The organism is Rhodococcus sp. YL-1, assembly GCF_001942025.1.
Lineage (GTDB): Bacteria > Actinomycetota > Actinomycetes > Mycobacteriales > Mycobacteriaceae > Rhodococcus_F > Rhodococcus_F qingshengii.
Genome location: NZ_CP017299.1, coordinates 360,915 through 386,990 on the forward strand (window position 1 = coordinate 360,915; position 26,076 = coordinate 386,990).

At 62.2% G+C, this 26,076-nt stretch carries 28 protein-coding genes and 1 tRNA gene; 19 read left to right on the top strand and 10 right to left on the bottom strand.

The features are described 5' to 3' along the window. Nucleotide 1 precedes the first annotated feature (1 nt). The 4 genes from BH682_RS01715 to BH682_RS01730 are packed head-to-tail and all read right to left on the bottom strand — an operon-like array spanning nt 2 to nt 3,119. Nucleotides 2–691: a DUF998 domain-containing protein gene (locus tag BH682_RS01715; protein WP_075831867.1), complete on the bottom strand. Its 690-nt coding sequence runs from the start codon at nt 689–691 to the stop codon at nt 2–4. Between the two features lie 10 nt (nt 692–701). Continuing rightward, complete coding sequence (locus BH682_RS01720; RefSeq protein WP_030535751.1) at nt 702–1,106, bottom strand: very short patch repair endonuclease; 405 nt, start codon at nt 1,104–1,106, stop codon at nt 702–704. Nucleotides 1,107–1,116: 10 nt separating this feature from the next. Continuing rightward, on the bottom strand, nt 1,117–1,977 hold the full coding sequence (locus tag BH682_RS01725) for a hypothetical protein (RefSeq protein WP_003943911.1): 861 nt from the start codon (nt 1,975–1,977) through the stop codon (nt 1,117–1,119). Further along, on the bottom strand, nt 1,974–3,119 hold the full coding sequence (locus BH682_RS01730) for a DNA cytosine methyltransferase (protein WP_178377331.1): 1,146 nt from the start codon (nt 3,117–3,119) through the stop codon (nt 1,974–1,976). The genes BH682_RS01725 and BH682_RS01730 overlap by 4 nt, the downstream gene beginning before the upstream one ends. 238 nt (nt 3,120–3,357) lie before the next feature. Here BH682_RS01730 and BH682_RS01735 point away from each other — a divergent pair, with 238 nt between their 5' ends. Further along, on the top strand, nt 3,358–3,945 hold the full coding sequence (locus tag BH682_RS01735) for a putative glycolipid-binding domain-containing protein (protein WP_073512852.1): 588 nt from the start codon (nt 3,358–3,360) through the stop codon (nt 3,943–3,945). 26 nt (nt 3,946–3,971) lie between these two features. On the opposite strand, the gene BH682_RS01740 is transcribed toward BH682_RS01735, so the two are convergent. Next, on the bottom strand, nt 3,972–4,946 hold the full coding sequence (locus BH682_RS01740) for a prephenate dehydrogenase (RefSeq protein WP_047271538.1): 975 nt from the start codon (nt 4,944–4,946) through the stop codon (nt 3,972–3,974). A gap of 48 nt (nt 4,947–4,994) precedes the next feature. Here BH682_RS01740 and BH682_RS01745 point away from each other — a divergent pair, with 48 nt between their 5' ends. The 4 genes from BH682_RS01745 (at nt 4,995) to BH682_RS01760 (ending at nt 6,473) form a co-directional block, all read left to right on the top strand. Further along, nucleotides 4,995–5,534, top strand: a complete 540-nt coding sequence (locus BH682_RS01745; RefSeq protein ID WP_003943823.1) for a tRNA adenosine deaminase-associated protein — start codon at nt 4,995–4,997, stop codon at nt 5,532–5,534. After that, a complete protein-coding gene (locus tag BH682_RS01750; protein WP_003943976.1) occupies nt 5,535–5,996 on the top strand; it encodes a nucleoside deaminase in 462 nt (153 codons plus the stop codon). It abuts the gene before it with no gap. 138 nt (nt 5,997–6,134) lie between these two features. Continuing rightward, a complete protein-coding gene (locus tag BH682_RS01755) occupies nt 6,135–6,326 on the top strand; it encodes a CsbD family protein (RefSeq protein ID WP_003943869.1) in 192 nt (63 codons plus the stop codon). A 56-nt stretch (nt 6,327–6,382) separates the two neighbouring features. Beyond that, nucleotides 6,383–6,473: transfer RNA gene (locus tag BH682_RS01760), tRNA-Ser, on the top strand. A 349-nt stretch (nt 6,474–6,822) separates the two neighbouring features. Here the strand turns inward: BH682_RS01760 and BH682_RS36270 are convergent. After that, entirely contained in the window at nt 6,823–6,996 is a 174-nt protein-coding gene (locus BH682_RS36270) for a hypothetical protein (protein ID WP_003943953.1), read from the bottom strand. Nucleotides 6,997–7,242: 246 nt separating this feature from the next. Here BH682_RS36270 and BH682_RS01765 point away from each other — a divergent pair, with 246 nt between their 5' ends. The 3 genes from BH682_RS01765 (at nt 7,243) to BH682_RS01775 (ending at nt 8,739) form a co-directional block, all read left to right on the top strand. Continuing rightward, on the top strand, nt 7,243–7,926 hold the full coding sequence (locus BH682_RS01765) for a YceI family protein (protein WP_075831869.1): 684 nt from the start codon (nt 7,243–7,245) through the stop codon (nt 7,924–7,926). A gap of 123 nt (nt 7,927–8,049) precedes the next feature. Next, nucleotides 8,050–8,400 carry a YidH family protein gene (locus BH682_RS01770; RefSeq protein WP_003943804.1) on the top strand — a complete coding sequence of 117 codons (351 nt, stop codon included), beginning with the start codon at nt 8,050–8,052 and terminating at the stop codon, nt 8,398–8,400. Continuing rightward, the gene (locus tag BH682_RS01775) at nt 8,401–8,739 is read left to right on the top strand and encodes a DUF202 domain-containing protein (RefSeq protein WP_003943794.1); all 339 of its coding nucleotides are present in this window, start codon (nt 8,401–8,403) and stop codon (nt 8,737–8,739) included. Here the strand turns inward: BH682_RS01775 and BH682_RS01780 are convergent. After that, complete coding sequence (locus tag BH682_RS01780) at nt 8,705–9,646, bottom strand: sterol desaturase family protein (protein ID WP_075831871.1); 942 nt, start codon at nt 9,644–9,646, stop codon at nt 8,705–8,707. The two genes, BH682_RS01775 and BH682_RS01780, sit on opposite strands and share 35 nt — an antisense overlap. A 128-nt stretch (nt 9,647–9,774) precedes the next feature. On the opposite strand from BH682_RS01780, the gene BH682_RS01785 reads away from it, so the two are divergent. Continuing rightward, complete coding sequence (locus tag BH682_RS01785; RefSeq protein WP_003943908.1) at nt 9,775–10,230, top strand: RrF2 family transcriptional regulator; 456 nt, start codon at nt 9,775–9,777, stop codon at nt 10,228–10,230. Nucleotides 10,231–10,242: 12 nt separating this feature from the next. Here BH682_RS01785 and BH682_RS01790 read toward each other — a convergent pair whose 3' ends face one another. After that, a complete protein-coding gene (locus tag BH682_RS01790; RefSeq protein WP_020968182.1) occupies nt 10,243–11,352 on the bottom strand; it encodes a GGDEF domain-containing protein in 1,110 nt (369 codons plus the stop codon). 250 nt (nt 11,353–11,602) lie between these two features. Between BH682_RS01790 and BH682_RS01795 the strand changes: the two genes are divergently transcribed. The 5 genes from BH682_RS01795 to BH682_RS01815 all read left to right on the top strand — a co-directional run bounded on the left by BH682_RS01795 (nt 11,603) and on the right by BH682_RS01815 (nt 19,248). Beyond that, the gene (locus BH682_RS01795) at nt 11,603–12,232 is read left to right on the top strand and encodes a TetR/AcrR family transcriptional regulator (RefSeq protein ID WP_007731646.1); all 630 of its coding nucleotides are present in this window, start codon (nt 11,603–11,605) and stop codon (nt 12,230–12,232) included. Nucleotides 12,233–12,303: 71 nt separating this feature from the next. Then, nucleotides 12,304–14,658, top strand: a complete 2,355-nt coding sequence (locus tag BH682_RS01800; RefSeq protein ID WP_042447716.1) for an MMPL family transporter — start codon at nt 12,304–12,306, stop codon at nt 14,656–14,658. Nucleotides 14,659–14,772: 114 nt separating this feature from the next. After that, nucleotides 14,773–16,506, top strand: a complete 1,734-nt coding sequence (locus tag BH682_RS01805) for an ABC transporter ATP-binding protein (RefSeq protein WP_054188631.1) — start codon at nt 14,773–14,775, stop codon at nt 16,504–16,506. Beyond that, nucleotides 16,503–18,434, top strand: a complete 1,932-nt coding sequence (locus BH682_RS01810) for an ABC transporter ATP-binding protein (RefSeq protein WP_083471246.1) — start codon at nt 16,503–16,505, stop codon at nt 18,432–18,434. Before BH682_RS01805 ends, BH682_RS01810 begins: the two co-directional genes overlap by 4 nt. Before the next feature lie 70 nt (nt 18,435–18,504). Next, nucleotides 18,505–19,248, top strand: a complete 744-nt coding sequence (locus BH682_RS01815; protein ID WP_007731643.1) for an IclR family transcriptional regulator — start codon at nt 18,505–18,507, stop codon at nt 19,246–19,248. 5 nt (nt 19,249–19,253) lie between these two features. Here the strand turns inward: BH682_RS01815 and BH682_RS01820 are convergent, their stop codons facing one another. Continuing rightward, complete coding sequence (locus tag BH682_RS01820) at nt 19,254–20,435, bottom strand: multidrug effflux MFS transporter (protein ID WP_075831873.1); 1,182 nt, start codon at nt 20,433–20,435, stop codon at nt 19,254–19,256. 7 nt (nt 20,436–20,442) lie between these two features. Further along, nucleotides 20,443–21,294, bottom strand: a complete 852-nt coding sequence (locus BH682_RS01825) for an alpha/beta fold hydrolase (protein ID WP_007731641.1) — start codon at nt 21,292–21,294, stop codon at nt 20,443–20,445. A 101-nt stretch (nt 21,295–21,395) separates the two neighbouring features. Here BH682_RS01825 and BH682_RS01830 point away from each other — a divergent pair, with 101 nt between their 5' ends. The 5 genes from BH682_RS01830 (at nt 21,396) to BH682_RS01850 (ending at nt 26,069) form a co-directional block, all read left to right on the top strand. Beyond that, nucleotides 21,396–21,881: a hypothetical protein gene (locus tag BH682_RS01830; protein WP_075831875.1), complete on the top strand. Its 486-nt coding sequence runs from the start codon at nt 21,396–21,398 to the stop codon at nt 21,879–21,881. Then, nucleotides 21,878–22,276, top strand: coding sequence for a hypothetical protein (locus BH682_RS01835; RefSeq protein WP_021332874.1), 399 nt, complete (start codon nt 21,878–21,880; stop codon nt 22,274–22,276). Before BH682_RS01830 ends, BH682_RS01835 begins: the two co-directional genes overlap by 4 nt. 81 nt (nt 22,277–22,357) lie before the next feature. Next, on the top strand, nt 22,358–23,647 hold the full coding sequence (locus BH682_RS01840) for an aromatic ring-hydroxylating oxygenase subunit alpha (RefSeq protein ID WP_007731634.1): 1,290 nt from the start codon (nt 22,358–22,360) through the stop codon (nt 23,645–23,647). A 122-nt stretch (nt 23,648–23,769) separates the two neighbouring features. Continuing rightward, nucleotides 23,770–25,113, top strand: coding sequence for a M20 family metallopeptidase (locus tag BH682_RS01845; RefSeq protein ID WP_075831877.1), 1,344 nt, complete (start codon nt 23,770–23,772; stop codon nt 25,111–25,113). Then, a complete protein-coding gene (locus BH682_RS01850) occupies nt 25,113–26,069 on the top strand; it encodes a catechol 1,2-dioxygenase (RefSeq protein WP_054188629.1) in 957 nt (318 codons plus the stop codon). Before BH682_RS01845 ends, BH682_RS01850 begins: the two co-directional genes overlap by 1 nt. The last annotated feature ends 7 nt before the right edge of the window (nt 26,070–26,076 follow it).

Here is a 26,076-nt window from a genome sequence, read left to right on the forward strand (position 1 = left end):
GTCAGCGCGGCGACGCCGGGAGCCCGGTGGATGGCGGCCTCGACATCGCAAATGCCAGGGTGCACAACCACAACGACATTCCCAGCACCTGCGCACGTTGAGCGATACCCAGTCCGAGATTACCGCCGCCGGAGACTTCGATGCTGTTGGTCGTCAACATCCACACCGTCGCAAGGGAAGTCAGGATCAGAATGGTCAGACCCGTCGTCCGCAAAGAAGGGTGCTCGCGATACCTGAACGCTCCCACGGTGAATGCGATCATCGCGGTGAAGATCGCGAAGACCGCCACGCTGCTCGTCAACGCGTGAACATGGTGGAGCTGCGGAAGTAGACCGTCGGGTGCGCTCGACGGGCAACCCTCGCCCGAGCATTCGAGGGGGAACGACGCGTCGGCGATGGTCGCGATGCCGAACAACGCCAGCGCAATCCAGCCCGTGACGTAGAGCCTTCGCCGGGGCGTGATCAGCAGACCCAGCGCTCCGGAGATCAACATCAAGATTGCGGACAGGACATCGGCGTTACCGAAGACATCGCGGTATTTCTGGTTCTCGGCATCGAGTTCGCTGAGGAACGATGTCACCGGGTCGAGGCCGGTGTCCAGGAAGAATTCGAGAATCCACGACGAGTAGACGATTCCGCCCAGAGCCAGCGCAGCCACCAAACCCCACCGCGCAACGTTGCGTTCCTTCACGAAATCGAGCTTACGGACCGAGCAGGGCTTTCTGGACGCGTTCGGCCGCTACCAGCGGATCTTCGTGCTCCCAGATGCGGATGACGGTCCAACCCTGCTCTGCCAGACGTGCATCGGTGTCGCGGTCTCGAACCACGTTGGCGGCCAACTTGTCCGTCCACCACTGCGCGTTGTTCTTGGGAAACGTCGCATGCTGCGGGCAGCTGTGCCAGAAGCATCCGTCCACGAACACCGCGACTTTGCGGCGTGGAAATACCAGATCGGCCCGTCGGCGAACACCTTTGATCGGCGCCCGATCCACGAAGTACCGGAGTCCGCGTCGATGCAGCTCGCGTCGAAGTGCGATTTCGGGTTTGGTGTCGCGCCGACGCTGAGCGCTCATCCGAGCGCTGGTGGCAGGATCCGTCGCAGGCACCGTGGTTCCCTCAGCCGTCGGAATCTTCGCTGTCTTCGGGATCGGACCAGGTAGGCGCAAACCTGTTGCGACGCTCCACTTCACCGTGCACGACGGTCACGAAGTCGGTGAACGAGAGCGTCTGAGCTTCGGTGGGGCGGCCGTTGCGCGGCGGCGGCTCGTCGACGTCGAAGAACCGGACTGCACCATCGGGTTCGTAGAGTCCGATGTAGACCTTCTCGAAGAGGTCGTAGCGGGTGTCCTCGGCGCCGAGATCCACCCAGGCCTTTCCCGGAACGCCGACCACCGCGCGCTTGCCTCGGCCCGAGCGCTTCGAGAGCGTCGTGACGTGGTGTGCAAAAGAGGATTTGCCGGTGTCGCTGGTCTTGGTCGGGTCGCCGTCGTCGCACGTGGCGTACGGCTCGAACATGACGGCGACCAACACGCTGTACGGCTGACGCTGATGCAGAACCATTGCCTCGCCACGCAATTCGTGGTCGTTGCGGACGATGTTCTTGGTCCACCGTCCCAGCTTGCCGCTGCGGGGACTGTAGTCCTGGAAGTTGTACGTCTTGATGGAAACGCAGAGGATCAGGCCGAGAGTGGGGTCGAGTGCCTTGACATCCAAGCGCTTTCGGCCCTTGGCGACATCGACTGTTGCCTCCTGGCCTTCACCGGACGCCGTCGGGGTGATGTTGGGATACAGCGGACGCAGAGCGTCGGCCACCGTCTGTGCCAGTTGATTGGACAGTCGCTGGGCGTAGTTCTTCTTCTCGCCGCGATCGGCGTCGGCCGGGGGCTTGTCGCCCGCGAGTTGCAGTGCACTCCACAGTGGTTCGTGTTCCGGCTCGGAAAACAGCGTTTCCGGTTCGGGGAACAGCGAGTCCGTCATGCTGCGGCCTCGGGGTATCCGCCCATCCGCTCGAGATGGCTTTCGACGTCCTCGATGAAACCGGGGATGAACCGAAGATTGCCCATGCGCGCGCGCTTGAGGAAGCCGGCGGTGGCCCGAGCCGACAGCAACCGCGTGTCTTCGAGGAAGCCGCTCAGATCCTCGTAGTCGTACTGGACCGGCCAGGTCGAGGTATGGACGCGGAAGGCCTGGCGGTTACGGCCCCAGGCCGCACTCGGCCAGGCGTCGCCCGGTTCGAGTGGCGTCTCGCCCGCGGCGTCGTATTCGATGGGATCGCTCAACCGGCCACCGACCCACGACGCCATCCGCACGCTCACGGCATTGCCGACGAGCTTCCAGCGATGGCTGTGGCGTAGGCCGGGAACCTCGACGGACGGCAGCGTCCAGTCGGGATCGAAACCCTGCAGTCGCTCGGCATCGACTAGACCGGGAGTGACGATCTCACCTGACGGCAACCGGACTGCCGGCTGACTGGGGATGCCGACGGACGAGCCGCCCTTGAGCGTCGGCACGGCATTGACGGCCCATCCGAGACCGCGAGTGCCTTCGGTCCAGTAGAAGCCGCAGGGGTAGTCCGCGGGATCGCCACCCAGGCGCTCGCCGGCGTCCTGGCCGAACAGGATTTCGCGGGGATCGTCTGTGCGCGAGGCAAGCATGATGACTCGCTGGCGACGCTGGGGGAGTCCGAAGGCGCGGGCGTCGACCACCCGGTACGCCCAGGTGTATCCGAGGTCTTCGAGGGCGTCGGTGATGTGCCGCATGGCGGCGCCCTTGCCGAGCTGGAGCATGAACGGAACGTTCTCGATCAACAGCCAGCGCGGGCCCCTCTTACGCTTGACCAGACGGAACACCTCGTCCACCAGGCCTGAGCGTGCGCCGGTGATGCCTGCCGTTTTGCCGGCCTGAGAGAGGTCCTGGCAGGGGAAACCTGCGGCCACCAATTCGATGTCACTGGGCAGCGCGCGAAGTTTGGTGACGTCACCGTGCAACGGCACGTCGGCGAAACGCGAACGGAGAACTGCCTGCGCGCCCGGATCGATTTCACACAGCAGTTCGGTGTTCCACCCATGTTCCGAGAGCCCCAACTCGAGACCACCGATACCGGCAAACAAACCCACCATGCTCCGCGACGACGTCACAGCACCCTTCCTCACGAACCGACCTAGAAGCACGGTACTCGAGAACTCCGACACCGTTTGCCAACTATTCGGTCCGCGGCGTGCTCCTTACGGAAGAACCGTTGTGAAACGCCTTACATCGAGATCTTCGGGGCCGATCGAAGTCCTTAAAAGGTCCCTGATCGAAGCAATAACCCGAACCAGCGGTGCTCCGTGCCCGTTCGTCCATTACCGTGGTCGGGTGAGCATCCAACCTTCCGGTGACGCGTCCTGGCCCGCGGTATTGACCTGGCAGGCCCACAACGCTCCTCGTATGGAGTCTGTTCGTGTGCAGCTGAACGGAAATCGCATCAAGGCTTCCGGCCGGATCATCGGTGGAGCCTGCAGTGAGCACCCGGCATTCAGCGCGTCGTACGACCTGGTCACCGACGAGGCCGGCATCACCCGCCGGTTGTCCGTGCGGACCGCCCTGGCCGCCGGTGAGCGTCAGATGTCGATCAGCCGGGACGAAGAAGGCACCTGGATGGTCGAGAACGGCGCCAGTCACCAGCGCTCTGCGTTCGATGGCGCACTCGATGTCGACGTGATCCTCAGCCCGTTCTTCAACACGCTGCCCATCCGCCGCGTCGGTCTGCAGAACGACATCGAAGACGCCGAGGTGCCGGTCGTCTACGTAAACCTTCTCGACCTGCGCGTCGAGGGTGCGACCATCACCTACAGCTCCGGCGCCGACGGAATCAGTGTGCTGTCCCCGGTGTCCAGCTCGACGTTGTCCGTCGATACCGAAGGCTTTGTCCTCGACTACCCGGGTCTGGCAACTCGTATCTAGGTTTCGTATCTCCAGGTTGCGTAGTTCTAGGTTGCGGATCGCCGGATGACGCCGCCGCGTCGACCGGCGTCCCGCATCCGGTTGATCCAGTCGGGTTCTCCGACCTGAACGTCTTCGATGTCCCACCGCTCGTGCGACTCGTACGCTCCGCGCGCAGCGAACCCCGCGTCCACCAGTCGTGCCGTCGAGCCGTTGTCGAGCAGATCGGTACGTGCACCCTGCAAAAGGTCGAGCGCCTCGTCCAGCGCGACCAGCAGGGCGTCGCGGTTGCCCTCGCACATCGCCCGCACCAGGCCAGGAGCGCTCCCGGCCACGCGAGTGCCGTCGCGAAATGATCCGGCAGCCAGCCCGAGAGCCAGTTCGCCTCCGGCAGCTCCGGTGATCGCAAGCGTTTCCGCGAGCAGGTGAGGCAGATGCGAGATTCGCGCGACTGCTCGATCGTGTTCCAGAGATTCGGCCGGCACGACGACCGAGCCGCAGTCGAGTGCAAGGTCGGCGACCTGCGACCACACGTCTGCGTCGACGCCCTCGTCGGTGGCAACGACCCACACCGCGTCGACGAACAGATCGGCATCCCCGACCGCCCAACCCGAAGCTGACGTCCCCGCCATCGGATGACCGCCCACGAACTTGGCGCTCAAGCCCGCTCGTTCGACCGCGGCCTTCACTTCACCCTTGACGCTGACGACGTCCGTGATCGGATTGTCGGGCGCATGCGCGGCGATTGCCTCCAAGGTGGCGTCGACGGCAGGCATCGGCACGGCGACCACGATGATCGCGCCGCTTTCGTTTGCTCTCTGCAGCACTGAAACCAGATCGGTGTCGGCGTCGAAACCGTCGGCTCGGGCCGCGTCGGCGGACTCGCTGGAACGGTTGTAACCCCACGCCCGGCGGCCGGATCGGACGGCGGCGCGAAGTAGCGAACCGCCGATCAATCCGAGGCCGAGAACGCAGACTGGTGGGGCGGAATCGATCGCAGACACGAGTTCAGGTTGGCACATCGATGCTCGGACTTCACTCACTGGCACCAGGCGGGCTACCGTTGCGCCATGGGTGCACAGCGCGCGGGTAACAAGAGCGCCTCTTCGAACCAGTCGGAGGAGCTTGAAGGCTTCGGTGTCGCGGTGGTCCGTGAAGAGGGGCGTTGGACGGTCAAGGCACTGACGCCCGACGCGTTGACCTCGCTCTCGGCCGCCGAAACGCAGCTGCGTGAGCTGCGAAGTTCGGGTGCCGTCTTCGGTCTTCTCGACGTCGACGACGAGTTCTTCATCGTGTTGCGTCCGGCGCCGTCGGGCACGCAGTTGCTGATTTCCGACGCGACCGCCGCCATCGACTACGACATCGCGGCCGACGTCCTCGACGCCTTGCACATCGAGATCCCCGACATCGACCCGGACGACCTCGACGATGTCGAACCCTGGGAAGAGGGCGATCTGTCCGTGCTGGCCGATCTGGGCCTGCCGGAACCCGTGCTCGCCGTCATCGCGGCCGAGACCGATCTCTATCCGGACGAGCAGTTGGGGATGATCGCGCAGCGACTCGGGTTCGCATCCGAGTTCGGCGCAGCGCTCGACAAGCTCCCGCGCTAGATGACTCTCGCTGACGATCAGCGCATGATCCGTGCGGCCATCGTGGCCGCGCGTTCCGCCTCCGACGCAGACGTCCCGGTCGGGGCAGTGGTGTTCGACGCAGACGGCGTCGAAGTTGCTCGGGCCTCCAATGCCAGGGAAGCGTCGTCCGATCCGACCGCGCACGCCGAAATCCTCGCGTTGCGTGCTGCCGCGAAAACCTACGGTGACGGCTGGCGCCTGGAAGGTGCGACGCTTGCCGTGACCCTCGAGCCATGCACGATGTGTGCGGGCGCTCTGGTCCTCGCCCGGGTTTCTCGGGTCGTTTTCGGGGCGTGGGAGCCGAAAACCGGAGCCGTCGGATCATTATGGGACGTAGTTCGAGATAAAAGATTGACCTATCGGCCGCAGGTGCGCGGCGGGGTCCTCGAGGACGAATGCGCTGGGCTTTTGGAAGATTTCTTCCGCGAGCAGCGGGCCTGAATTCGGTATTCCCCATCGAGAGTGATCGCACACTCGGGTAGCCGGATCCATTAATCGAGGGCATGGTGGAGGCAGATGCCGTCAGGGCATCGGCGGATCGTCGGAAGGCGATTCGTTCGCGTTCACAGAGGAGTACTCATGGGAATCGCAGACAAGGCTCAGAACAAGGCCGAAGACCTCGGGGGCAAGGCCAAGGAAGCTGCTGGCAGCGCTACCGGTGACCGGGACCTCGAAAACGAAGGCAAGGGCGACCAGGTGAAATCGGCCGTCAAGGATGCAGGCGAGAAGGTCAAGGACGCCGCTTCCAGCATCAAGGACAAGCTCACGTAATACCGATCCACCTGGCGATTTCAGCCACGGGCACTCCATCCGGTAAAGTCACCAACGGTGGCGTGTCCGAGCGGCCTAAGGAGCACGCCTCGAAAGCGTGTGACGGGTAACCCCCGTCCGAGGGTTCAAATCCCTCCGCCACCGCCAAAGCTCCCCACCTGTTCACGCAGGTGGGGAGCTTTTTTGTGGATGGGTCCCGGATGCTGCCGACTGTCGGGGACGGACACGCTCCGACTGGACCATCGGACGACCGGCCAGGTCGAAGCCCGCGTCCATGCATGTCGAGGCTGAGAGGGTTCGACACACAGACCTGATCGGCCGCCGGGCGGATCCGTCGTCGTGAACCTATTCCGCAATCGAGAAACAATCGTTCGGATTGAGCAGAAATCCGTCATTCGGACGAGGACAGCGCTGGACTTCGGAGGAGACCGGAAGCCGCACTCAGTCTTATGGGGGAGGGGCCGTCCTCCGGTGGACATTCCCAGGTTGACGAAGTTCAGGAGCGGCGGGCGATCCACTCTGCAGCGGCGGCATCGATGTCCTGCTTCAGCTTCTCGAAGAACGAAGGTGGCGGGGTGGGGATCAAATCTGCTGCGGTAGTGAGGGATCGACTGAGGGCGATCCGACGCTCGCGTAACTCGTCGTCGGTCAGGAGCGTCAGGTCCGCCATCGCGAGCTCCCTCGATCGGTGTGATTCGTGTTTCGGGCAGACCGTGCGCATCGGGATCGATGCATGATTCGATGCGCACGGCCCAGGCATTCCAGGCTGGGGGCCGGAATGCACAGTCGACTTTACCAAATGATTACTAATGGCTGTAGGCGCGGCTCACCCTTCGGTGTTCGTGGAGCACTTTCACAGGGTTCTCCCAGGTCGTAAGTCCTGACAACTGTTGAAGCTGCAACTATCGTCGAGCCCATGAAAAAGATCTGGTGGATCGGCGGAGCAGTAGTTGTGGTCGTACTCGCCCTGCTCGTGGGGCCGTGGGCGTACGGGAAGTTCATCGCTGAAGACGATGCACCGGCGGCCGTGGTGTCCACTGAGGGCGCGGAGGCGGCGTCCGGATCGATCGACAGGCAATGGACCGTCGTCGCCGGGCAGGGGGACAACCAGACGGCAGCTGGGTACACCGTGCACGAGATTCTCAACGGATCGAGTGTGACCGTCGTCGGAACCACTGGCGAGGTGAGCGGAAACGCGGTTGTCGAGGGTGAAAAGCTCACTTCCGGCGAAGTAACGGTGCAGGTGGCAAGCATCAAGACCGACTCGGATCGGCGCGACGGCCAGTTCACGGGCAATGTGATGGATACCAGCACGTATCCGACGGCGACGTTCACGATCGACTCGCCGGTGGACTTGTCTGCTGTACCGACGGACGGAACAACGGCGACGGTCACGGTGTCAGGAACGCTGACGCTCAAGGGTCAGTCCAAGCCGGTGTCGGTCGACATGACCGTGCTGCATTCGGGTGATTCGCTGATCGCATCGGGCTCGATTCCGGTCACCTGGACCGATTTCGGAGTCGAGCCTCCGTCCCTCGGTTTCGTCACCGTCGACGGCAGCGGCTCGGTGGACTTCCTGGTCTCACTCGCCGCGAGCTGAATTACGTCCACCCGATTCGCACTGCTTCGGGGCGGGCAGGGAAGATTAAGGACATGACCTTCCTTTCTTCTTGTCCGTTCCGAAGGCAGTGTGCGATCTCTGCCCGGACGGAATGAACAGGTGATGCCCCGGTGGAGACCGTTCCGAACGGGCGAAGACCCCGATCCACGGTTCACTCTCGCCAATGAGCGGACATATCTGGCTTGGATCCGCACTGCAACGGCTTTCGTCGCGTCGGGCGTCGGACTCGAAGCGTTCGGCGGCGACATTCTCAATCCGACGGTTCGATCCGGCTTGGCCGCGTTGTTGCTCGTCGGCGGTGCTCTGATCGCCATCACTTCCTTTGTCCACTGGATCAGCGCCGAGCGTGCACTGCGAACTGAGCGCTCGTTGCCGGTGCCGCTCATGGCGCCGGTCGTCGGCATCGTGCTGGTGATCTGCGCGACCGTCCTGGTGGTCGAGGTCGTGAACTGATTGACCGCGCTGGAACCGTCGGAAGGTGTCAAGCCTCCGGACAAGGGCTTGCAGTCCGAGCGCACATCGCTCTCGTTCGTGCGTACGAGTCTGTCGATCCTCGGCTTGTCTGCCGCCTGTCTGAGATGGTTGCCGCCGTTCGGGTCGGTGGCCCTGATCGGCCCGTCCGTCGCTGCCGTGCTCGTCGTCGCGGTGACGGTCTACGAACGTCGGTCGCGGCCCAGGCGGTTGGCCCAGTTTTCGGCCGAAAAGGCAACGCCCGCTTTGGGTATGGGAGCAACTCTCGCGGTCGCTCTGCTCCTGCTCAGTGCGACGGGGCTGTGGATTCTGCTGAAGTGACCTCGGCTTTCGGCGCCCAGCCGGGCGGGCCGAACACGTAGCCGGCTCGCTGCCGCCACGATGTCGACGCCTTCCAATCGCGAGCAATGGCAGCATATTCGCGCGTTTGGAGCTTCCAGATGTTGTACGTTCCGACCGGCGTCGTGAGTCCGTAGGTGGGGCGGTGGGTTTCGGCTGCGAAGGTTCCGAACATCCGGTCCCAGATGATGAGGATTCCGGCGTAGTTGCGGTCGAGGTACTCGGCGTCGGAGCCGTGGTGGACGCGATGGTGTGACGGCGTGTTGAAGATGAATTCGATGGGCGGCCAGAGTTTTCCGACACGTTCGGTGTGGACGAAGAACTGGTAGACGAGGCTGACGGAGAAGCCGACGAACACCATCCACGGCGGGATCCCGAGGAACGGCAACGGCAACCACATGATGATCTCACCGCTGTTGTTCCACTTCTGCCGCAGTGCGGTGCTGAAATTGAAGTACTCGCTCGAATGGTGAGCCTGGTGTGTGGCCCAGATGACTCGAACTCGGTGTGCGATGCGGTGATACGCGTAATAGAGGACGTCGATTCCGAGCAGCAGGATCACCCAGGTGTACCAGGCAGTCGGCGAGAGGTGCCACGGAGCGAGATACACCCAGATTGCGGAATAGCCGATCAGCGCCAGCACTTTCCAGAAGGTGCTCGTTGCGATCGACACGAGTCCGAGTAGAACGCTGGTTCTGGCGTCGACGCTTCGGTAGCCGCCCTGTGCCGGCCGTGCGCGTCCGTCGGCGTCGTCGGGATGATCTTCGAGCGCACGGGCCGCGAACCATTCGATTGCGAGGAAGATGACAAACGCGGGGATTGCGAGCGTAACGGGATCATGGAGCGGTTCGAGCAGTGACTTCCATGATTCGAGAAGGGTTTCCCACACGCGATTTGTCCTGTTCTCTAGCTCTGATCGTTACATCATGCATCAAAATGTAACGTCAGGGAACCCTTTGCGGCGAAGAACTCGCAGGTTTGTTGCGACTATTCATAGAACGATGGTAGGAATTGCCGGTGCATATCACCGCGAAGGTGGACTACGCCGTGCGGACTCTGGTCGAGCTCGCGGCAGTTGGTCCTGACCCGGCCAAGGCCGAGTTTCTCGCCAAATCCCAGGTAATACCCCACAAGTTCCTGGAAGCGGTGCTCTCGGACCTGCGGCGCGGCGGCTTGGTCAACAGCCGTCGAGGCCCGGACGGGGGATACTGGCTCGCTCGGTCCGCGGACGAGATCACGATTGCCGACGTCATACGAGCTGTCGAAGGACCGCTGGCTTCGATTCGGGGTCAGCGACCGGAAGACGTCGACTACGGGGGACCGGCAACGCCCCTCAAGGAGGTGTGGATTGCAGTGCGAGTCAACCTCCGTGCTGTGCTCGAAAATGTCACACTCACCGATGTTGCAGGTGGAGAGTTGCCCGAGTTCATTCACGAACTGACGGCAGATCCCGAGGCGTGGAATCGGCGCTGATACAGCCCGGTTTCAGTGTGCCCGTCGACGCGGAACTGCCATAGGAGCAGTGTTCGCGGTGTTGCCTCCCGCGGATTTTGCGTCGTACATCAGATGATCGGCCGCAACGATTGCTCGGGAGAACTCGTTGTAGTCGAACTCTTCCTGATGTGGGATGAAAGGTAGCGTCGCTGCGCCGACGCTGACCGTGGCCAGGGGGTCGTCGGAGGCGTTCACCACGGCTTTGGGGAGCGTCGCGATTCGTTTGCGAAGTCCGTACGGAGTACCGATCATCACAACGGTGAACTCCTCGCCGCCGGTGCGCGCGGCGTAACCGAAACCGTTCACATGCGCCTGCAGGCGCGTTCCGGTCCGGATGATGACGGCGTCACCGACTTCGTGGCCGAACGTGTCGTTCACCGCCTTGAACTTGTCGATGTCGACGACGGCAACAGCAATGTCGGCACGATTTGCCGACGCGACCGACCAGATGCGCTCCGACATGTCCCACAGTCCTCGTCGGTTCAGTAGGCCGGTAAGCGCATCCACTTTGGATCCCGTTGCGCGCGCGAGTAATTGCCGCCAAGTGAACTGAATTGTGGCCGGAATGAAGATCACTGCACACAGGACGACGTCCGTGCGTGCGATCACGCTGGTTGTCGAGTAGTCGCCGTTCGTCAGGCCGAGCACCGTCAGGGCGATGACAAATGTCGTGGCAAAGGCGAGATGGAAGGCCAACCAGCGGTAATCGAGAAAATAGGTGAAGTAGGCGCCGGTGGCGACAAAGAGTGCCGCGCCGAAGAGGGCGGCGTTATGGCTGGTGAAGGTGATGAGAACCGAGGCAGTTCCGAGATCTGCCCACAGTCCGTAGAGCTTGAGCATGCGTGAACCTCTGATTCGGCCGACAAACCAGAGAATCGTAGGGATCAGGTTGACGGCCGCAATGCCGACGAGCCAACTGCGCGCAAACGGTCCGTCCGGGCCCTCTCCGCTGAGGAGAAACAGGAACGCCACGATCGAGAAATTGAGTGAGCAGAACCCGATGGTGAGACGGACGAGACGTAGTACGGAGCCTCGTCCGGACTTCGATCCCCACAGCATCACCGTGGACGAAACCGGCCAGGTGTGCAGGAGCGGGTCCATCAGATTCCTTCGCCGAGCAAATTACGGTTAATTCACCGCAAAGTATGTCAGGCCATGTTGATTCACGCGTCAACTTGGCAGGCGGCGTCAGGCTGCGGAGTTGCTCGCAACTCTCTCCGTCGCGCTGTTCAGGCATTTGCCGTGCGTGAGTGTGAGGTACGCCTCGAGTTTCCGTGCCGTGTGTTCGATCGCACAATATTGCAGACCTCTGCAAAGTTGCAGAGGTCTGCAAGTTCGGTACCGTGTTGGGGTGATCATCGAACAAGGCCTTCGTGACCGCAAGAAGGCAGCAACCCGTGCCGCACTCAGCGGCGCGGCAGCACGGCTCGCTCGTGCGCTGGGGATCGAATGCGTCACCGCTGACGCAATCGCCTCCGAGGCCGGAGTGTCGACGAGGACGTTCCACAACTACTTCTCCAGCAAGGAGGAGGCAGTGCTCGCCAGTTTCGAGGAATCGGTGAACCTGTGGATCGAGGCGCTTGCGTCACGGCCCGCGGACGAACCAATTCTCGACGTCCTCGAAGAACTTGTGGTCGAAATCGTGAACGACTCAGGTCCGAGTGGGAGTGAGAAGGCAAGTATCTGGCTGCTGTCGGATTCGAGTCCCGCGCTCTACCGGGATGCCGCAGACATGCATCAGCGGATCAACCGTGCAGTCGTTCAGGCATTGGCGGAACGCACCGGTACCGACGCCGAGAAGGACCTGTACCCGACGCTCCTCCTGGGAGCGGTGGGCGGAGCCGCTAAATCGGTGATCGACGTCTGGACTGGCGGAAAGTCGGAGGCTTCCAGTCCGGAAGAGTTGGTTCACGACGCTTTTCGGCAGATTCGTGCCGGGTTGCCCGCGCCGCCGCCTGCCCCTGAGATGTCGCGTCCCTGAGATGTCTCGTCTCTGAGCCCCACACGTAATACCTGTCCACGTACACGCACCGAAACAGCAAGGAGCCCGTCGTGGCCACCTATCTTTATCGGATCGGCAAGTTCGCCTACCGGCGAAAAGGCGCGGTCCTCAGCGTTTGGCTGATAATCCTGGTCCTGATGGGCGTCGGGGCAGCGACTCTGTCCGGCCCCACCAAGGACTCGTTCTCCATTCCGGGAACCCCGGCGCAGCAGGCGCAAGACCTGATGGCGGAGCGTTTTCCCGACGCGCCCAATCCTATGGATTCGTTGAGCGCGCGATACGTAGTGCAAGCTCCGGCAGGCACGACGCTGGCCGATCCGGCGAACGTCAAGGCCATGGACGACATGCTCGCGAGTATTCGTGGCATCGACAAGGTCGCCGACTCTGCCAAGGTGGACCCGGCGACTGCCACTCCGGAACAGGCCGCGAAGGCGTTGGTCAATCCGGTTACCGGCAACGACTCCATGGTTGCGATGTTCAAGGAAAAGGCTGCTGCGGCTGGAACTTCCGAGACACAGGCCGTGGACGACGCGCGTGCGTTGTCGCCGCTCAGTGCCGACGGCACAGTCGGGTACGTCGAGGTTCCGTTCAGCGGTGACTTCGCCGATCTCGATCAGGCGTTGCGTGATTCGATCAACTCCGCAGCCGATGTCGGTCGGGCCGAGGGACTCAACGTCCAGGTCAGTGGTTCTGCTGCTCAGGAAGCGGAGATGCCCGGTGGTGTCACCGAGCTGATCGGTATCGCCGTTGCCGCAGTCGTTCTGGCCATCACGTTCGGTTCGCTTGTGGCCGCGGGGCTTCCGCTCCTCACCGCGATCATCGGTATCGCTATCGGCAGCCTCGGAATCACGGTTGCCACCGGATTCATGGATCTCAGTTCGATGACTCCGACGCTGGCGATCATGATCGGTCTGGCTGTGGCGATCGACTACTCGCTGTTCATCATGTCCAGGTTCAGGCATGAGCTCACCCTTACCGACAACCGTGCCGAAGCAGCAGGTCGCGCCGTCGGAACCGCCGGTTCCGCAGTGGTATTCGCTGGTTTGACGGTCATCATCGCGCTAGTTGCATTGCGCGTCGTCGGCATCCCGTTCCTCTCCGATATGGGTGCGGCAGCGGCCTTTACCGTGCTGATCGCGGTTCTGATCGCCTTGACCTTGCTGCCTGCGATCCTGGGTATGTTCGGACGCAAGGCTTTTGCCGGCAAGATTCCCTTCCTCAGCAAGCGCGCTGAGGAGTCCGAAGACGAAGATTCGGGCAAGCCGAAGTTGGCTCTGCGCTTCATCAGTGCCGTCGTCCGTCGTCCGCTGGTGCCGCTGATCGGTGGAGTAGTGCTTCTGGGCGCATTGGCTCTGCCCGCAACGGGATTGAGCCTGGCACTGCCGTCGGAGGCCACCGGTGACCCGGCGACCAGTGCGCGTCAGGCATACGACCTGATCGACGAGGGCTTCGGTGACGGTCGCAACGGACCGCTCATCGCCGTTGTCGACGCCAAGGATGCCAGCGTTCCCGCCGGGGAGGCCTTTGCGGAGGTCGTCTCGACCATCTCGGGCTTCGATGACGTCCAGAACGCACAGGTCGTCGGGGTCAACGAGGCCGGCGACACCGCGCAGGTACTGATCACTCCGAAGAGTGGTCCGACCGACCCCGCCACGATGGATCTGGTGTCCAGCCTTCGTGGAGCCGAAGGCGGACTCAACGATTCGATCGGCGTCAGCTACGGCATCACCGGTCAGACCGCACTCGAAGGCGACGTCTCGGACACGCTGAAGGATGCATTGGTGCCCTACCTGGCCGTCGTCGTCGGCCTTGCATTCATCTTGTTGCTCTTGGTGTTCCGTTCGATCCTGGTTCCGCTGACGGCGACGCTCGGCTTCCTGCTCAGCGTGCTCGCGACATTCGGTGCGACGGTGGCGATCTTCCAGCACGGTTGGTTGGGCATCATCTCGAACCCGCAACCACTCGTGAGTTTCATGCCGATCTTCCTGATCGGTGTGGTGTTCGGACTCGCGATGGACTACCAGGTGTTCCTCGTGACGCGTATGCGTGAGGAGTACGTCCACGGCGCGAGCGCGAAGGAGGCCGTGACCATCGGCTTCAACCATGGCGCCCGGGTCGTCAGTGCGGCCGCGGTCATCATGATCTCCGTGTTCGGTGCCTTCATCGCGGAACCGAACTCGTTCATCAAGTCGATCGGCTTCGCGCTTGCCGCGGCGGTGTTCTTCGACGCCTTCATCGTGCGCATGGTGATCATCCCGTCCGTCATGGCACTGCTCGGCGACAAGGCGTGGTGGTTGCCGAAGTGGCTGGACAAGATTCTGCCGAACGTCGACATCGAGGGTGAGAAGCTCAGCAAGGCCCTCCGTGAAGAAAAGGAAGCGGAGCTTCAGTCCGCATCTGCTTGATCTCTGCTGTGCGCCTTTATTAACCCCCCGCGGTTAATAAAGGCGCACAGCAGTTTTTGTGTATCGAAATATCCAGCGGCACATGTCGGCCAGGATTGGTAACCTTCGCTCACTATGCTGATCAGGCTGCTGCGCACTTATCTGATGCCGTACCGGGGTGAACTCACGGGCGTTGTCGTCCTGCAGTTTATTTCGACTATGGCGGCCCTTTACCTTCCGAGTCTCAACGCCGACATCATCGACAACGGCGTGACGAAAGGCGACACCGGCTACATCCTCTCCACCGGCGGGATGATGCTGATGGTCACGCTCACGCAGATCCTGTGCTCGGTGGGGGCCGTCTTCTTCGGTGCGCGAGTTGCCATGGGCGTCGGACGCGATCTCCGGGCTTCGGTGCTGCATCAGGTCGGGACGTTTTCGGCCCGAGAGGTCGGGCACTTCGGTGCGCCTTCGCTGATCACCCGCAACACCAACGACGTCCAGCAAGTGCAGATGATGGTCGTGATGAGTTGCACCATCCTCGTCATGGCGCCGATCATGTGCGTCGGCGGCATCATCATGGCTCTGCGCCAGGACCTGAATCTGTCCTGGATCCTGGGGATCAGCGTCCCGCTTCTCGTAGTCTCGATGGGTTTCCTGATTGCCCGGATGGTCCCCGGATTCAGGGTCATGCAGGGCCGCCTCGACGCCGTCAACCGTGTTCTTCGCGAACAGATCACGGGCATCCGTGTCGTCCGAGCGTTTGTACGGGAACCGTACGAGGTAGAGCGTTTCGGCGATGCCAACCGTGAGCTGACGGAGACTGCACTCGGCGTCGGCCGCCTCATGGCACTGATGTTCCCGCTCGTGATGCTGATCAGCAATGTCACCAGCGTCGCGGTCATCTGGTTCGGTGGCCATCAGATCAACGAGGGCTCGATGCAGATCGGCTCGCTCACCGCGATGCTCAGCTACATCATGCAGATCCTGATGGCCGTCATGATGGCCACTTTCATGGCGGTGATGCTGCCGCGTGCGTCGGTGTGCGCCGAACGTATCTCCGAGGTGCTCGACACGGATTCGTCGGTGATTCCGCCCGAGAATCCGGTCCGAGAACTGAAGGACCCGGGAGTCGTCGAACTTCGTGGAGCTCAGTTCCAGTTCCCCGGAGCCGAGGAACCTGTATTGCGCGACATCACGTTCCGTGCCGAACCAGGCAAGACGACGGCGATCATCGGCGGCACCGGTTCGGGAAAGACCACTCTGCTCAACCTGATTCCGCGTTTGATCGACTCCACCTCCGGATCGGTATCGGTGGGCGGCGTCGACGTCCGCGACATCGACACGGAGCTGCTCTGTTCGGTGATCGGTCTGGTCCCGCAGAAGCCGTATCTGTTCTCCGGCACTGTCGCCACCAATCTCCGCTACGGAAACCCCGAAGCTACCGACGAATGGCTGTGGGAGTGCCTCGAGATCGCCCAAGCTGCCGACTTCGTCCGCGCCATGCCCGAAGGCCTGGACACACCGGTGGCACAAGGCGGTACGACGGTATCGGGCGGTCAGCGTCAGAGACTCGCCATCGCCAGAGCGTTGGTGCGTAAGCCACAGATCTATCTGTTCGACGATTCCTTCTCGGCACTCGACCTCACTACGGATGCGAGGCTGCGTGCGGCGCTCCGGCCGGTCACGCAAGACGCCTGCATCGTCGTTGTCGCGCAGCGCATTTCCACCATCGTGGAAGCCGATCAGATCATCGTGCTCGACGACGGCGCCATCGTGGGGATCGGCACGCACGACGAACTCGTGGTCAGTTGTCCCACCTACGGCGAAATCGTCGCCTCTCAGCTAGCCGTACAGGACGCATCATGAGCAATCGACCGACTTCCTCGCCTCCCATCGGCCCGCCCGGCGGCGGCGATCCCACAAAGAAGGCCATGAACTTCGGCCCTTCGCTCAAACGCCTCCTCGGTCGCTTGAGCCCCGACAAGCCGATCGTCGTCCTGATCTTCGCTTTGGTGACCGCAAGCGTCGTACTTTCCTCGATCGCTCCGAAGATCCTGGGAAACGCCACCAACCTGATCTTCGACGGAATCGTCAGCAAGCAACTCCAGCCGGGGACGACAAAGGAACAGGCTGTTGAAGGATTGCGCGCTTCGGGGCAGGGTCAGCTCGCCGACATGGTGTCCGGCATGGCAGTTGTGCCTGGAACCGGAATCGATTTCGACGCAGTCGGCAAGGTCTTGATGATCGTGCTGCTGCTGTTCGTCTGCGCGTCGCTGTTCAGTTGGCTGCAGGCGTATCTGCTCAACATCGTGGTCCAGCGAACCGTTCGTCGTCTGCGTGAGGACGTCGAGCAGAAGATTCACCGACTTCCCTTGCGGTACTTCGATACCCATGCCCGCGGTGATGTTCTCTCACGCGTGACCAATGACATCGACAACGTCGCGCAGAGCTTGCAGCAGACGCTCAGCCAGTTGGTCATGTCGGTGATGACCGTCCTGGGCATTCTGGTGATGATGCTGTGGATCTCACCGCTGCTCGCCTTGATCGCGGTGGCAACTGTTCCGCTGTCGATCATGGTGACGGCGTTTATCGCGAAGCGTTCACAGAAGCACTTCGTGGCGCAGTGGAAGAGCACCGGCGGAATCAACGCGCAGGTCGAGGAAGCATTCAGCGGCCACGAGTTGGTCAAGGTGTTCGGTCGCCAGCAGGAGGTCGAGGAGCGCTTCCGCAAGCAGAACGAGGATCTGTACGAGTCCAGCTTCAAGGCGCAGTTCATTTCCGGTCTGGTCATGCCGGCCGTGATGTTCCTGGGCAACCTCAACTACGTCGCCATCGCAGTGGTGGGTGGCATGCGCGTCGCATCCGGAACGATGACGCTCGGCGATGTGCAAGCGTTCATCCAGTACTCGCGGCAGTTCACCCAGCCGCTCACGCAGATAGCGTCGATGACCAATCTGCTGCAGTCCGGCGTCGCTTCGGCCGAGCGGGTCTTCGCGCTGCTCGACCAAGACGAGCAGTCGGAGGACCCGAAGAGCGCGAAGTCGCCCACGGTCGACAAGGGTCGCGTCAAGTTCGAGAACGTCACCTTCAGTTACAAGCCGGAACAGCCGCTGATCGAGGACCTGTCCCTGACTGCCGAGCCGGGCCAGATGGTTGCGATCGTCGGACCCACCGGCGCAGGCAAGACCACCCTCGTCAACCTCATCCTGCGGTTCTACGAACTCAATTCGGGCCGAATCACTTTGGACGGCATCGACATCGCCGACATGACGCGAGACGATCTGCGCTCACGGATCGGCATGGTTCTGCAGGACGCATGGCTGTTCGGTGGAACCATCCGCGAGAACATCGCCTACGGCAAGCCTGGTGCCACCGACGAGGAGATTCGTCGTGCGGCCGAGATGAGCTACGTCGACAAGTTCGTGCACTCTCTGCCTGAGGGTTACGACACGGTCATCGACGAGGAAGGCAGCAACGTCAGTGCGGGCGAGAAGCAGCTCATCACTATCGCCCGCGCCTTCATCTCGCAGCCGTCCATCCTGATCCTCGACGAGGCGACCAGTTCGGTGGACACGCGCACCGAACTGCTGGTCCAGAGCGCCACCGCGGTTCTGCGCAACGACCGAACCAGCTTTGTCATCGCGCACCGTCTTTCGACAATTCGTGATGCGAACCTGATCGTGGTGATGGATGAAGGCCGGATCGTGGAGCAGGGGAGCCATGAGGCTCTGCTCGAATCCCGCGGCGCGTACTTCCGTCTGTACAACAGCCAATTCGTGGGCGCGGAGATCTGATGCCTCAGTAGACTGGAGCAGACTTGGTCCGCTGGGTGGACCACATTCTGTGTACTGGAGGCGCTCGGCGATGCATTCGTTGCTGGGGAAAGCGCGCCTGATACTCGATTCCTTCGATGCGGATTCGGGTGCGCTGTCGCTGACCGAACTTGCGAATCGGAGTGGTGTTGCGAAGGCGACGGTGCATCGAATAGCCGGTGAACTGGTGTCTCTTGGTCTACTGGAACGGGTCGGAACCAAGTACAGGTTGGGGTTACGGCTCTTCGAACTGGGGCAGTTGGTTCCTCGTCAACGTATTCTGCGCGAGGTGTCCTTGACGTATGTGCAGGATCTTCACGCGGCGACCCGGGAGACGGTTCACCTCGCGATTCGCGACGGCCTCGATGTTCTGTACATCGACAAGATCTCCGGTCATCACGGGGTGGACCTGCCGTCGCGGGTGGCTGGCCGGCTGCCGATGTATGCCACGGCAACCGGCAAAGCGATACTCGCGTACTCACCGGATTCCGTTTTTCGAGCGGTAACAGGCAACGGATTTGTCGAGTTCACCGATCGGACGGTGAACTCGGAAGACGGGTTACGTAGGCAACTCGACGCTGTTCGTTCGCAGCAGTTGGCGGTCGAGACCGAGGAGGTTCGCCTGGGAACATCGAGTATCGCTGCCCCGATCTTCGGTGGACTTGGTGAAGCAGTTGCCGCGATCGGTGTGTCGAGTCCGCGGTATCGAATGGACACCGAGCGTTTTGCCGAACCGTTGCGCGCGGCGGCCGAAGGGATCAGCCGGAAGGTATCGGTTCTCGAACGCTCGGCATAACCGTTTTATCGACGCACGCAGAGCAGCGCGATCACGCCGAGAACCGAAGCCCCGGTCATGGAGATGGCCACGGCAAGACTGGTGTTGCCGAGAAGGCCGACGATGGGCGCAACCACAGCGGCAGCGCCGAACTGCGCAAATCCGATCAGCGCGGCTGCTGAGCCTGCGGCTTCTCCGTGACGGGACAGTGCAACCGCCGGTGCGTTGGGCATGACAAAACCCGTTGCGCAGAGCATCAGCAGGATGGGGACGGCAAACCCGACGAATCCCCACGAGTCGGTGGCGGCAACAACAACAAATGCAGCGCCGACGGCACTACTGCCCCACATTGCCCAGATCGTGATGGAATTCGGCGACCACCGGCCGAGAAGCACGACGTTGAGCTGGGACGAACCGATCAGAACGACGGCGCCGCCGGCAAAGGCAAATCCGTATGCGGTGGCGCTCAGTCCGAACTGTTCCTGCATCACGTAGGACGACGCGGCGATGTACGACCACAAAACGCCGCGGCCGAGACCGCACACGAGCACCAACACCATGAAGTGGGCATCCTTGCCGAGCGCAATGTAGTTTCGCGCGATGGCGCCGATGCCCTTGCCCGACCGATTCTCGGGTGGAAGTGTTTCCGGCAGCGATACTGCCGCGAGTGCGATCATCGCGATGCCCAGGATGAAGAGAGCGAGAAAGACTCCGCGCCACTGTGTTACGGACATCAGTGCCCCGCCGATGGAGGGGGCCAGGATGGGCGCTACGCCCATGACCAACATCAGCCGCGAAAGTACAACTGCCGCATCGTGTCCGGTGAATAGATCACGAACGATTGCCATCGCGATCACGCCTGTCGCGGCGGCGCCGAAACCTTGAAGGGTTCGCAGCGCAGTGAGGACTTCGATGGACGGAGCAAAGAAGCAGGCCAACGACGCGCCGACGTGAATTACTGTGCCCACGAGCAGGGGACGTCGACGTCCGTAGATGTCGGACAGTGGGCCGATGAGCAACTGGCCGAAAGCCAGACCCAGCAGTGTGCCCGTCAGGGTCAGCTGAACCACCGTGTCCGACGTGCCGAATTCCTGCGTGATCTGTGGCAGCGCAGGAAGATACATGTCGACGGTGAACGGCCCGAGGGCGGTGAGAATTCCGAGAAGCAGTACCAATCGGATCCGTGCACCGCCCGTCGGGGCGATCACCGTTCGTTCAGTTGTGCTGTTGGTCAAGGAAACCCGAAACTACACTGTAGTAGTCGTATGGTCGTTCTTCCTGAAGATGATGCGACGCCTTGTCCATGATGTAGAGATGGCCATGGGGAATCATCCGCGCAAGCATGAGCGGGTAGTCCGGGGTGAGGAATGCGTCGTGCATGCCCCAGGCGAAGAGCGTCGGCGCCTGGATCTGGCCGAGTTCAGCTGTGAGATCCTGCCAATCGCCACGAGGTGAGTCCGCCGAGGCAGCCAGGGCCATTTCTTCGGGGTCGAGACTTTGCTCGTATCGCATCTGGAGGGTTTCGGCGGGCAACTTCGATCCGTCGAACCATTCGAGACTGGTGATCAAGGTGCGGAGTTTTTCGAGGGTGGGGCCGGTGCCGCCGTAGTAGACGTCGCGGGCGTTGCGGCCACGACGGCCATCCTCGGGGAGCGGCGCGAGAGGACCGTAGAAGACGGGCATGCTGCCCGTGATCACCAGGGAGCGAACGCGTTCCGGGTACTTTGCCGCAAGATTGAGAGCTATGGTGCCGCCCCACGAGTTGCAGACGAAGTCTGCGCGTTCGATTCCGAGTTCGTCGAGCAGGGCAACCACCTTGGCGGCGTGGAAGTCCCACATTGGGCCGGCGATGGTGCACTTGTCGGACCGACCGTATTGCAGCAGATCAACGAGAATCGCTCGTCGATCCGAGGCGAAGAGCGGTGCCACTGGCCCGAAGTCGGACCACGCAGTGCAGCCGGGGCCGCCTCCGTGCAGGAAAATCGTGGGGTCGCCCTCGCCGAGGTCGTAGTAATGGAATGTGACGCCATCTGCTTTGGCGTACAAGCTCTTCGGTTGATCAGCCATGGCTATACCTGACCTCGAGGTGAGCGGTATGGGAAGTATCGCGGTCCGGCAGGCGAACCCGGTTCGTGGCTGTGAGACTTCCGAATGCCTAGCGTGCTGGCATGAGAACAGAACTCGAGCACGCGCGTGATCGCGCGGAGGCGATGATCGGTACGCGGGAAACGCGAGAGTTGGGAACGGTGCGTCCGGCGGAGTCGGTTGCGTTTGCGGTTGCCACCGCCGAGACGGACCCCCGGTTTCTCGACCCGGTGCACCCGGCATTTGCCGTCCATCCGATGTATCTGCCTTCGCTTTTGCGAGGACCGCAAGGTGGCTCCGATCGAGAGTACCGAGCAGACGGCATGTTCCGTGACGAAGTGCCGGGCACAGACGGTATCGACGTGCGCTTGATGGCCGGCGGGCAGAGTGTGACTTTCTTGCGACCGGCCCCGCTGGGTGAGGCTGTCGTCGTAGGGCGAGTACTCGATACCGTGACGACCAAGGGCCGGGCTCCGGACGAGTTTCTGCTGCTCTCGGTCACCAAGACTTACCGGGGTGCGCAGTCCGGCGCATTCGCCGAGGTCGTCGAGAAGTTCATCGTCCGATGACCGAAACAGTAGTCGTGGGCACGCCGATCGAATCGGTGACCTTGGTCTGCGATCCGGTTCGGATCCTTCGATTCGGGGCGTCGACGCACAATTCGCACCGTATTCACTACGACGCCTCCTATGCGCAGACGGAGGGGTTGTCCGCACCGGTGGTGATGGCCCAGTTGCAGGGCACGCTGTTCTTTCGTGCCGCGTCACACTTTGCCGGTGGATACGAAGGAGTTGTGTCCGTCTCCTGGCAGAATCGTGCGCCCGCGCCCGTCGGAACCACACTCGAGGTGTCGGGTGAAGTGTCCCAAATCGACAGTGACCAACTAACTTTGGCATTGCGGGAGCATTCGGACAATGGCGTGCTGTGTGCCGTCGGAACCGCTGTGGTGGTCCGGGTCTGCTGAGCGAACCGAATCCATTGGCGTAGAAAGCAATCTCACCCAAGATCTGTTTCATTCAAACGTTCAGTGTCGAGAGGACTTCACATGACTGGTGTCGAGGCGTCGGAAGCCACGTTCGCGCTGCCCGAGCGGCCACGAGCGGCCGGTCGGCAGGATTGGACGGCATGGCCGGGTTACAACGCAGCCGGCAGCGGATACCGCGGTTACTGGTACCCGGTCACGTGGTCGAACCACATCACCAAAGACCCCAAGAGCTTCACCATCTGTGGTGAAAAGCTGGCGATCATCCGCGACGCAGGCAAGGCATATGCCCTGCACGATCGGTGCCCGCACCGCGGCGTTCCGTTGTCCGAGGGCGATCAGCAGTTCCCGGGAACTGTCAGCTGCCCGTACCACGGCTGGACGTACCGGCTCACTGACGGCAAGCTGGCCGCGGTCATCACCGACGGTCCGGATTCCAAGATCTGCGGCAAGCTGAACGTCCAGACCTATGCGATCGAGGAGCGACTCGGTCTGGTGTGGGTGTACATCCCGATCGCCAACGAGCCGGCGCCGTCCATCGACGACCAGTTGCCGCGTGAGCTGGTGGAGAACAAGGGTATCGTCGGTGGTCGGATTCAGCCCCGAGAAGGCAACTGGCGCTTCGCATGTGAGAACGGTTTCGACGAGGGACATGCGAAGTACCTGCACCGCACCGCATTGTGGCGTCTGTTCAAGCCGATGCCGACGTGGAACATCACGAGCATCGTTCCGGAGGGACGCTGGATCTACCGCGTGCAGGAAGAGGTGTACTGGGAGGCGGAATTCCCGGGCGTGGGAACCTGGACGAACAAGCGGTGGTGGAAGAAGAAGCCGGACGAGACCCAGATTTCGCAGATCGGAAACGTCGGCGCCGGTCTGGACGTCAATCCTGTGATCGCAGCTCAGAACTTCCCCGGTTTTGCTTCACTGTCCATGCCGGGTGTCCTGCGCATCGCGTACCCCAAGTTCATTCACTACGAGTTCTACGTCCCGGTGGACGAAGACAACCACAAGTACGTCGGCCTCATGGTCAACTTCGTCTCCGGCGCAGCAAAATTGGGCTTCTACGCCAAGTATCTCGGCGCGATCCGCTGGCTGTTCCACGGTCAGTTCTCGGGTCAGGATGCGTGGATGGTCGAGGTCACCGACGCACCGCCGGAGAAGCTGTACCGACCGGACGTGTCGCTGACGACGTGGCGAAATCTGGCAGAGGAAGAGTACGCCGAGAAGATCGCCGACGCGGCCAAGCACACCCCCAAGGCGCCGGTCAGGCCCACCCGAGAGCGCCGGACGCCAACGCCCCGCTCGGCCCCTGTCGCCGACGCTCAGATTCCCACCGGCACCAGCGAATAGGAGAGATACATGTTCAAGATTCTGACGGCTGTCGCTATCGGTGCCGCTGTTGCAGTGGCAGTTCCCAAGCTGTGGCAGCTGGCCGGCGAGCGCAGCAATACTCAGGTACATCAGGTCAATCCATGACCACTGCGAGGGCCGATGCTCTCGCAGGCCTAGGCGACGAGCGCCGGGAATGGGTCGAGCGAGCCTACGCCCATGTCGATCGTGCGCGATTGCGGGATCTCGCCACTTCGGTGGTCAACATTCCCAGTCCGACGGGTGACGAAGCACCGCTGGCCCGCTACATCACGGCGGTCCTGGCAGCGTCGGGCATCGAGGCCCACACAATGGATCTCGATGATCGGCAGGCGAACTCGTGGGGAAGGCTCCGCGGTGACGGGTCCGGACCGGACCTGTTGCTGTATGCGCCGATCGACACCGTCACGACCGGCGATCCGGCGGAAGACCTGCCGTGGGTGGGAAATGAGCTGCGAGCGGATCTGACGCCGCACGCCCAGTGCGACGAGAACTACGTGATCGGATTGGGTGCGTCGAACCCCAAAGGCCACGCCGTCTGCATTGTCGCGGCGGCCGAAGCAATTGCCGCAGCCGGTATTCCGCTCCGCGGTGACCTGGTGCTCGGATTCGGCGCCGGTGGTATGCCGACCAATGCCCGCCCCGGTGTCGGAAACCCCCGACGCAACACCGGCCAGGGCGTCGGCTGCTCGTTCCTCCTGGAACAGGGAGTGTGGGCGGACTGCGCGTTGATCGCCAAGCCCGGCTGGACGGTCTCCTGGGAAGAAGTGGGACTGGCCTGGTTCGAGATCACGGTGCACGGTCTGCACACCTACGTCGGCTCGCGCCACCGGTTGCCGTACCGCAACGCGATTACCGCAGCCGGCGAGGTGGTCGCCAAGTTGGAGGAATGGTTCCCGAAGTACTCGGCGGCGCATCAGGACGGTTTGGTTGCGCCTCAGGGGATCGTTGCCAACATCCGCGGCGGGTGGGAGCGAACAGCGTCGTTCACCCCCGAGCAGGTGCGCCTTACCGTTGATCTACGGCTCAGCCCGCGGACGACGCCCACCGCGGCCAAGCGCGAACTCAAAGCCGTCGTTGCGGAGATCGCACAATCGCTGGATCTGCAGATCGACGTCGAACAGGTTCTTGCCATCCCCGGTGAGGGTTCCGACCCTCGAATGTGGTTGCGCCGCGCCGCAGTCCACGCGTGGGAAGCTGCCGAAGGAGAGCCGCATCAGGACTTCTTCGACGCGAGTGGAGCCACCGACGCAAACATCCTGCGCAGCCGCGGCATCCCGACGATTCGGGTGGGTATGCCCAAGGTGGTCGACGCACCGTTCGAGGTGGACTTCGCGATGGGGATGAACACTGTGGACCTGGCTGCGGCGGAGAGATTTACGAAGTATCTGATCCGAGTGGCCCTCGACACCGTCACCCGCTCGCTCGAGGAAGTAGGAATCGACTGATGGCGAAGATAGTTCTGGGTATCGGTGCCTCCCACAGCACCTTGATGAACACCCATTGGGAAGAGACGACGCACAAGGCGGAGGCCGAACGCTTCCGGGACGCGCTGTATCTGAGCCGGGAGAAGATCGCGGCGTCGAAACCCGATGTTGTCTTGATTTTCGGCTCCAACCACTTTCGCGGTTTCTGGCTGGATCTGATTCCGGCGTTCACTCTCGGCGTCGGAGAGTGCATTTCCAGTGGCGAGTCAGGAACACCCAAGGGGCCGCAACGGGTCGACGTGGAGTTCGCCAGGCACCTTGCAAACGAGCTGATCGAAGGTGGCCGGTTCGATCTTGCCTACTCGGCGCGATTGCAGATCGATCATGGTCAGTCTCACGCGATTCAGTACCTTCTCGACGGAATCGATGTTCCGATAGTTCCGTTGGTGGTCAACGTATTCGCGCCGCCCCTCCCGACGTTCAAGCGATGTGAGGAAGTGGCGAAGGCCCTGCGGGATGCCGTTGCGTCGTATCCGGCGGATACCCGGGTCGTGGTGATCGCGTCCGGTGGATTGTCTCATCGTCTGCCCTGGCCGGACTGGCGGGATCCGCACGGTGAGGACGAGGATTTCATGGTTCAAGCCTGGCTGGACGGCCGGGAGAACTGGTCCGACTACGACGTCCGGCGACGCCAGATCATCCGCGCAGCCGATGCCGCGATCACTCCGGAGTTCGATGACCGAATTCTTGATCTGTTTGCCAGCGGCAAGGCAAGTGAGCTTGCCGAGTTCACGACGCAGCAGATCGAAGACGAGGCGGGCAACGGGGCGCAGGAGTTGCGGACCTGGCTCATGATGGCCGCGATGCTCGACTACGTTCCGGGTGAACGCCTTGCCTACGAAGCGATTCCCGAGTGGCTCACCGGTATGGGTGTCACGATTCTCGATCCAGCTGGAACAGACAGCGCAACAACATAATCTGCAC